Source organism: Desulfosarcina cetonica JCM 12296, from assembly GCF_001311845.1.
Classification (GTDB): domain Bacteria; phylum Desulfobacterota; class Desulfobacteria; order Desulfobacterales; family Desulfosarcinaceae; genus Desulfosarcina; species Desulfosarcina cetonica.
Window position 1 is genome coordinate 1 of sequence record NZ_BBCC01000259.1, and the last position, 7,118, is coordinate 7,118.

General features: G+C 62.7%; 7 protein-coding genes. 3 read left to right on the top strand and 4 right to left on the bottom strand.

Features of this window, described 5'->3' with window-relative positions:
* The 3 genes from JCM12296_RS51655 to JCM12296_RS51665 all read left to right on the top strand — a co-directional run.
* Window positions 1-457: FAD-dependent oxidoreductase (locus JCM12296_RS51655; RefSeq protein WP_479690891.1), on the top strand; the 457-nt coding region annotated here is incomplete at its 5' end.
* Window positions 458-472: 15 nt separating this feature from the next.
* A complete protein-coding gene (locus JCM12296_RS51660) occupies window positions 473-1,567 on the top strand; it encodes a 4Fe-4S binding protein (protein WP_479690892.1) in 1,095 nt (364 codons plus the stop codon).
* Window positions 1,456-2,271: a hydrogenase iron-sulfur subunit gene (locus JCM12296_RS51665; RefSeq protein WP_479690893.1), complete on the top strand. Its 816-nt coding sequence runs from the start codon at window positions 1,456-1,458 to the stop codon at window positions 2,269-2,271. The genes JCM12296_RS51660 and JCM12296_RS51665 overlap by 112 nt, the downstream gene beginning before the upstream one ends.
* Before the next feature lie 122 nt (window positions 2,272-2,393).
* Here the strand turns inward: JCM12296_RS51665 and aceA are convergent, their stop codons facing one another.
* The 4 genes from aceA to JCM12296_RS46395 form a co-directional block, all read right to left on the bottom strand.
* The gene (aceA, locus tag JCM12296_RS31075; protein ID WP_083456688.1) at window positions 2,394-3,737 is read right to left on the bottom strand and encodes an isocitrate lyase; all 1,344 of its coding nucleotides are present in this window, start codon (window positions 3,735-3,737) and stop codon (window positions 2,394-2,396) included.
* Between the two features lie 49 nt (window positions 3,738-3,786).
* Entirely contained in the window at window positions 3,787-5,388 is a 1,602-nt protein-coding gene (aceB, locus tag JCM12296_RS31080; RefSeq protein WP_054701205.1) for a malate synthase A, read from the bottom strand.
* A 218-nt stretch (window positions 5,389-5,606) separates the two neighbouring features.
* A complete protein-coding gene (locus JCM12296_RS46390) occupies window positions 5,607-6,383 on the bottom strand; it encodes an isocitrate dehydrogenase kinase/phosphatase-domain containing protein (RefSeq protein ID WP_054701208.1) in 777 nt (258 codons plus the stop codon).
* Window positions 6,359-7,118, bottom strand: a 760-nt coding sequence (locus JCM12296_RS46395) for an isocitrate dehydrogenase kinase/phosphatase AceK regulatory subunit (RefSeq protein WP_246805177.1), incomplete at its 5' end; no start/stop codon positions are given. The genes JCM12296_RS46390 and JCM12296_RS46395, both read right to left, overlap by 25 nt.

A 7,118-nucleotide genomic window follows, 5' to 3' on the forward strand; every position in this document is an offset into this window, starting at 1 on the left:
CTGCAGCGAGCCGGGACAGCGGGAGATCCGCGACGATATCGCCGAGCACGGCTTAAGCCGCATCGTGGTGGCCTCCTGCTCGCCGCGCCTGCACGAGCCGACCTTCCGTCAGATGCTCAAGGATGCCGGGCTCAATCCCTACCTCTTGGAGATGGCCAACCTGCGCGAGCAGTGCAGCTGGGTGCACATGCACGATCCGGCTGCGGCCACGGAAAAGGCCTGGGACCTGGTCAAGATGGCCGTGGCACGGGTCCGCCGACTGAGTCCTTTGAGTGAGGCGCACCTGCCCATGACCCAGCGTGCCCTGGTGATCGGCGGTGGCGTGGCCGGCATCCAGTCCGCCCTGGACCTGGCCGACAACGGCTATGAGGTCATCATGGTGGAAAAGCAGCCCTCCATCGGCGGGGTCATGGCCCAACTGGACAAGACCTTTCCCACCATGGACTGCTCCATTTGAATCCTGGGGCCTAAAATGACGGATGCCGGTCGGCATCCCCGCATTACCCTCCACACCTTGAGCGAGGTGGTGGACGTCAAAGGCTACGTGGGCAACTTCGACGTGAAAATCGTCAAGAAGGCCCGCTACGTGGACGAGACGGCCTGTACGGCCTGTGGCGATTGCGCCAAGGTCTGTCCGGTGGTGAGGCCGGATGAATTCAATATCGGGCTTTCCTCGCGCCGGGCGATCTACTCGCCTTTTCCCCAGGCCGTGCCGTCGGCCTATGTGCTCAACCCCGGCGAGTGCCTGGGCAACAACCCCACGGTGTGCACCAAGTGCCTGGATGCCTGTGAGAAGAAGTGCATCGATTTTCACATGTCCGACCAGACGTTTTCCGAGCGGGTCGGCACCATCATCGTGGCCACGGGCCTTTCCCCCTACGACCCGCGCAAGCTGGACGAGTACGGCTACACGCGCTTTGCCAACGTGCTCACCAGCCTCGAGTTCGAACGTCTGGTCAACGCCGGCGGCCCCACCCAGGGAGAACTGGTGCGGCCCACCGACCGGCGGCCGCCCAAGAGCATCGGCTTTATCCAGTGCGTGGGCTCGCGGTCGGCCCGGCGGGGCAGATCCTATTGCTCCAACACCTGCTGCATGAACACGGTCAAAAGCACCTTGGTGCTCAAGGAACACGACCCGGACGTGGAGATCAAGGTTTTCTACATCGACATCCGTGCCTTTGGCAAAGGCTTTGAGGATCTGTTCACGCGCAGCCGGCGCAAGGGCACCCATTACGTCCGCGGCCTGCCGGGGCATGTGGCGCAATTGCCCGACGGCAGCCTGCGGGTGGCCGTGGAGAATACGGCCACGGGGCAGTTGGATTACCATGATCTGGAGATGCTGGTCCTGGCCGTGGGCATGCAGCCGGCGCCTAGCACCCAGCGCCTGCAGGAGATGTTGGGCCTGCAGCTGACATCGGACGGTTTCTTCCTGGAGCTCACCCCAAGCTGCAGCCCGTGGATGCCGCCACAAGGGGGGTCTTTTACGCCGGCTGCGCCGAGGGTCCCAAGGACATCAAGGAGAGTGTCACCCAGGCCTCAGCCGCGGCCGTGCGGGCCATCCGCCTGATGCATGCCGGGCACATCACGGCCGAGGCGATCACCGCCGAGGTGATTCCCGAGCTTTGCAAATCCTGCGGCAAATGCGCCGAGGTGTGCCCCTACAACGCCATCAGCGTGGACGTCAAAGCCAAGCAGCCGGCCAAGATTACCACCGCCGCCTGCAGCGGCTGCGGCACCTGCGCGGCCGAGTGCCCCTTTGGCGCCATCACCACCCACCACTTCACCGATCCCCAGATCACGCAGCAGATCGACGCCCTCTTGGAGGACCGGCCCGGGGACAAAATTCTCACCTTTGCCTGCAACTGGTGCTCCTACGCCGGAGCCGACTATGCCGGCGTGTCGCGCCTGCAGTATCCACCCAATGCGCGCCTGATCCGCACCATGTGCTCCGGCCGCGTGGCCGACAGCTTCATCTGGCACGCCTTCAGGAAGGGCGCGCCGGTGATCCTGGTCAGCGGCTGTCACATTGGCGACTGCCACTATATCGATGCCAACCACTGGACGGAAAAGCGCATCGGGAAGGTGCGGGCCAAGATGGAAAAACGCGGCATCCGGCCCGAGCGGCTCCAACTGGAGTGGATCAGTGCCGCCGAGGGCGTGCGCTTCGCCGAGGTCATGACGCGCATGGAAGCCTTGCGCCAATCCGTGACCCCGGCGGAAATCGCCGCGACCGTCGCCGCACTGGAGAAGAAGACCGCGGCAGCCGGGTAGGGGAGGGAAGCGGGGCGCATCAAGGCATTCATCTGTTCAGGAAGTCACCCTCAACATGCGGGCGACTTCCTGGACTTGGATATTTCCCCGTAAGACGGGGTAGGCTGCTTTTTACGAATCCGTCAGGATTTGAACTGGGCCTCTTCGGTACTGCCGGACAAGGCCCCCACGGAGGACTGGCCCGCACTGATGGTGTCCAACAGACGATCGAAATAGCCGGCCCCGACGAATTTCTGATGGGTGGTGGCCATGTAGCCATCTTCCTTGCCGAAGCGGAATTCCTCTTCCTGGAAGTGGGAATAGGCCAGCATGCCGGTCTTGCGATAGTTCAGGGCCAGATCGAACATGCCCATGTTCAGGGCATGAAAGCCGGCCAGGGTGACGAACTGGAATTTGTATCCCATGGCGCCCAGTTCGCGCTGAAAGGTCGCGATGGTGGACTCGTCGAGATTGGCCTTCCAGTTGAACGACGGTGAGCAGTTGTAGGCCAAAAGCTTGCCGGGAAATTTGGCGTGAATACCCTCGGCGAAGCGTCTGGCCTGGTCGAGATCGGGCGTGGAGGTTTCGCACCAGACCATGTCGGCGTACGGCGCATAGGCCAGGCCACGGGCAATGGCGGCCTCCACGCCGTTTTTGACATAGTAGAACCCTTCGCTGGAGCGCGGCTGATCCAGGATGAAGGGCCGGTCGCGTTCGTCGATGTCGCTGGTGAGCAGTTTGGCGCCATCGGCGTCGGTACGGGCCACCAGGATGGTGGGCACACCGCAGACATCGGCGGACATGCGGGCCGCGACCAGCTTGGTGACCGCCTCCTGGGTGGGCACGAGGACCTTGCCGCCCATGTGGCCGCATTTCTTGGCCGAGGAGAGCTGATCTTCGAAATGCACGCCGGCCGCGCCGGCCTCGATCATCTGCTTCATCAGTTCGAAGGCGTTGAGCGGCCCGCCGAACCCGGCCTCGGCATCGGCAACGATGGGCGCAAACCAGTAAGGGCCGCTTTTGCGGCCGTCGAGCACCTGGATCTGATCGGCGCGCCGCAGGGCGTTATTGATGCGCTGAACCACGGCGGGGACGCTGTTGGACGGGTAGAGGCTCTGGTCCGGGTACATTTCTCCGGCCAGGTTGGCGTCGGCCGCCACCTGCCAGCCACTCAGGTAGATGGCCTTGAGGCCGGCCTCCACCTGCTGCACGGCCTGGTTGCCGGTCAGCGCGCCCAGGGCGTTGACGTAATCCTCATGATTGATCAGGTACCACAGCCGCTTGGCGCCGATCTTGGCGAAGGTGTATTCGATCTTCAGGTTGCCCCTGAGCTTGAGTACCTCCTCGGCCGAATAGGGGCGTACGATGCCCCTCCAGCGGGGGTCCGTGGCCCAGTGGGTTTCCAGCTCCTCACGCTCGTCGGGAAGTACCTCATGACAGGTGAGTCGGTCACAGATCTCTTGCGCTTTTTCTTCGATGGTTTTCATTTTTCCTCCCCGGATCGCGTTGATGGTTGGGCAGGTGTGGCAGCGCTGCTTAATTCTCCAGATGCTCATATGCCTTGAGGGTCAGAAAGTCCGCCAGCCGATCGGCGGCGGTGATCTTGGCAAACAGGTCGGCGGCCTCGCCGTAACGGCCGGCGGTGAACGCCGGTTCGCCCACGGCGGTCTTGATCTTGTCCACCTCGTCGGCCAGCATGGCCTTAAACAGGTCGCGGTCGATGGGGCGGCCGTCGTCAAGGCAAGCGTCCGCATGATGGACCCATTGCCACAACTGGGCGCGCGAGATTTCGGCCGTGGCCGCATCTTCCATGAGGTCGTACAGGGGCACGCAGCCCAGACCGGTGAGCCAGTTGGCCATGTACTGGATACCGACGTTGATGTTGGTGCGCATGCCCGCCTCGGTGATCGTGCCCGCCGGCAGCTTCAACAGGTCGGCGGCCGACACATGCACGTCTTCGCGTTTGCGGTTGATCTGGTTGGGCGTCGGCATGGCCTTGTCGAACTCGGCCAGGGCCACCGGCACCAGCCCGGGATGGGCCACCCAGGTGCCGTCATGGCCGTCGGTGGCCTCGCGGGTCTTGTCGGCACGCACCTTTTCCAGGGCTTCGCGGTTTTTCTGCGCATCGGTCTTGATGGGAATCTGGGCGGCCATGCCGCCGATGGCATGGGCCCCACGGCGGTGACAGGTCTGGATGGCCAAAAGCGAGTAGGCATGCATGCAGTGGCGGGTCATGGTGATCTGGGCGCGGTCGGGAAACAGATAACCGGGAACGTTCTTGAAGCGTTTAATGAAACTGAAGATGTAATCCCAGCGTCCGCAGTTGAGCCCGGCGCTGTGTTCCCGCAGCTCAAAGAGGATTTCATCCATTTCAAAGGCCGCCAGGATGGTTTCGATCAGCACCGTGGCCTTGATTGTGCCCCGGGGAATTCCCAAGGCTTCCTGGGCGGCGATGAAGACGTCGTTCCACAGGCGTGCTTCCAGGTGGCTCTCCATTTTGGGCAGGTAGAAGTAGGGGCCGCTGCCGCGCTCCAGGAGTGCCTTGGCGTTGTGGAAGAAAAAGAGGCCGAAATCGAACAGGCTGCCCGAGATCGGCTGCCCGTCCACGCTGACATGTTTTTCCACCAGGTGCCAGCCGCGTGGCCGGACGATCAGGGTGGCGATGGTGTCGTTCAGGCGGTAGGTCTTGCCGTCCGGGTTGACGAATTCAATCGTGCGCCGCACGGCGTCCCGCAGGTTGATCTGACCTTCGATGAGATTGGCCCAGGTGGGGCTGTTGCTGTCCTCGAAATCGGCCATGTAGGTCCGGGCGCCGGAGTTGAGGGCATTGATCACCATCTTGCGGTCCACCGGCCCGGTGATTTCCACGCGACGGTCCTGAAGGTCGGCCGGTACCGGCGCCACCCGCCAGTCGCCTTCGCGCACGCTGCGGGTCTCGGGTAGAAAATCAGGCAGATGTCCGGCATCGATGGCGGCCTGGACCGTGTTCCGGCGGGCCAGGAGCTCCCGGCGACGGGATTCGAAACGGCGGGCCAGCATTGCCACGAAGGCCAGGGCGTCAGGGGTGAGTATTTCGCCGAACGCCGCACTGACCGGGGCGTTGACGACCAAACCATCAACTTCTGGTAGGGTGTGCATTATATCTCTCCTTCCGTGGCGGGGCGATTCTTCTGAAACGGTTACTTGCCGCGGCCGGGTATCCGTCCGGTGGGAGGATGCCAACCCGCGCGTGGATAAGGCGCGCTAGGATGACTTACATGCCGGCCGGCGGCGGTGCGAACCGTTTGGTGCAGGCGGAACGAAATGGAACTTTGGTAAAGATAATGCGCGGCGGATGGTTGTAAACCCGCCCGCGCTCATTCTCCGGGGGGAAGCTGATCGCCAGAAGCATAGGGACGGATATGGCGGATGATACCGCTTTGGATCTCCTTTTGGACGGTTCTCCAGAAATCGACGCTCAACAGATCGTTATGATGCGCCAGAAACAGATCCCGGTGGTGGGGTGCCAGGCCTAAAAACCGGGAGAGCTCCTCGGGAAAGACATCGTTTTCGGCCACGGTATACCAGGGTTCGTCGGCCATTTCTTCCATTTCGTTGCGCGGCTGGGGAATTTTCCGGAAATGGCATTCGCTCAAGGGCATGATTTCGTCATAGTCGTAGAACACCACCCGACCCCGCCGGGTCACGCCGAAATTTTTGAGCAGCATATCGCCGGGGAAGACATTGGCCATGGCCAGATCCTTGATGGCGTTGCCGAAATCCACCACCGCCGCCTCGGCCGCCGCCCCCCGGGCTTCTTCCAGGAAGATATCCAGGGGGATGACGCGCCGTTCCAGATAAGCGTGGTCGATCACCACCTGTTCCTTATCGAGATGCACCGTTTGTCCGGCCTCATGGAGCAGGTGGTCGAGCAGATCATCGGCAAACCAGCAGCGCTCGAAGGAGAGGTGTTCGAAGGCATGTGCCTCGATCAGCCGGCCGACCCGGTAGTGTTTGAAGACGAAGTCATACTGGGCCTTGACTTTGGCCGGGGTGGTCTTCTTGGGGGTGTCAAAGTGATCGCGGATCAGCTTGACGACCATGTCCAGGCCCGGCATCGTGAAGACGATCATGACCATGCCGGGTTTGCCCACGGAGAGATCGAAGCGGTCCAGGGTACATTCGGCCGTATGCCGCAGACGTCGCGATACATGACGGTCTTGCCGTGCTTGAAGTAACCGATGGCCGAGAAGAGCTCGGCCTCGGGCTTGGCGGGCAGGATCGACTTGAGAAAGGCCACCGTGGCCGACGGCCGCTCCACCTGCACGTGAAAGGCCGATCGGGTATAAGAGAAGAGAATGCTCACCCGGTCGGCGTCGAGCAGCAGCGCATCCACCACCACGCCACCGGACGGGTGCAAAAGGCTCAGCACCAGGGGGGAGATCCGGTCGCTTACCACGATGCGACCGATCAGATAGGCGCCCTGCCCACGGTAGAAGACCGGCCGGAGCATTTCGATGCGGGCGGGTGCGCCGGACGGCAAGGGACCCAGGTGCCGTTGCAGGCGGTCCGTGATCGCCGGCAGGACGGCATCGACAGCCGTTTGCGCCATCCGGATGGCTGCATCGGCAGTGAGGATTTGACGGATGGCTGTTTTCAGGGAAGAGCCCAGTTCCAAGGCGGGGGCCAGGGGATAGCTGCGAATATGCGCCGCAACCGATGGCGGCTCGCCGGGGTTCAACGGGTCGGCGACGAACTCGATCCGGGCGTTGACGCCGATGGTGTCCAACACCCGGCGGGTAATCGAATTGAAAAAGGTTTCGGCGACGGCTCGGTCGTCCCGGCCGGCTACGGCGCTCGCATAGGCCGTGCGCGTTCGCGCCAGATGG

Coding starts and splice junctions, on each gene's coding strand:
- JCM12296_RS51660 (WP_479690892.1), top strand. CDS start 473: ATGACGGATGCCGGTCGGCATCCCCGCATTACCCTCCACACCTTGAGC.
- aceA (WP_083456688.1), bottom strand. CDS start 3,737: ATGAAAACCATCGAAGAAAAAGCGCAAGAGATCTGTGACCGACTCACC.
- aceB (WP_054701205.1), bottom strand. CDS start 5,388: ATGCACACCCTACCAGAAGTTGATGGTTTGGTCGTCAACGCCCCGGTC.